The 443-nt window shown below is 64.1% G+C and carries 1 protein-coding gene and 1 pseudogene; both read left to right on the top strand.

What is annotated here, in order from left to right; translation table 11 throughout:
• Window positions 1–147: pseudogene (locus JQ845_RS23105) on the top strand (transporter substrate-binding domain-containing protein); the annotation flags it as partial.
• 11 nt (window positions 148–158) lie between these two features.
• On the top strand, window positions 159–443 hold a 285-nt coding region (locus JQ845_RS22870), incomplete at its 3' end, for an aconitase X swivel domain-containing protein (RefSeq protein WP_203009516.1).

Below are 443 nucleotides of genomic sequence, written 5' to 3'. Positions count from 1 at the left end.
ACGACCAAACAGTACGGTCTGTTCAACTCCCCCACCCTGTTCTTAAACCAGCAAGGGCGCACCGGGCGTTACAAGGAGCTGTGGGGTAAATGGGTCGGCACCGAGATCCCGCCGGCTAACCTGACCGTACCTGACGTGTACTACTGAGGTCGGCCAGCATGTCGAGGATCACTTCTCTCACCGGCCGCAGTCTGATCAGCGGCGCGGCCCAGGGCCCATTGTTGTTCGCTGATGTGGGGCTGAGCTTCTGGGGCGGGGTCGAGCCGTTCACCGGGGAGGCGATTGACCGTCACCACCCCCTCAGCGGCGAGCACCTGGGCGGGCAGATACTGGCGATTCCCAGTGGTCGCGGCTCCCGTACCGGCAGCAGTGTGCTGATGGAGCTGATCAGCTATGGCCACGCCCTCGCGGCTCGGGTGCTGGTCGAGGCCGATGGGATTCTG

The sequence above is a fragment of the Pseudomonas paraversuta genome (assembly GCF_904063065.1).
In the GTDB taxonomy this organism is placed as follows: Bacteria; Pseudomonadota; Gammaproteobacteria; order Pseudomonadales; family Pseudomonadaceae; genus Aquipseudomonas; species Aquipseudomonas paraversuta.
Note: the sequence above shows the minus strand (reverse complement) of the source record. Positions and strands in the feature narration are given on the sequence as shown.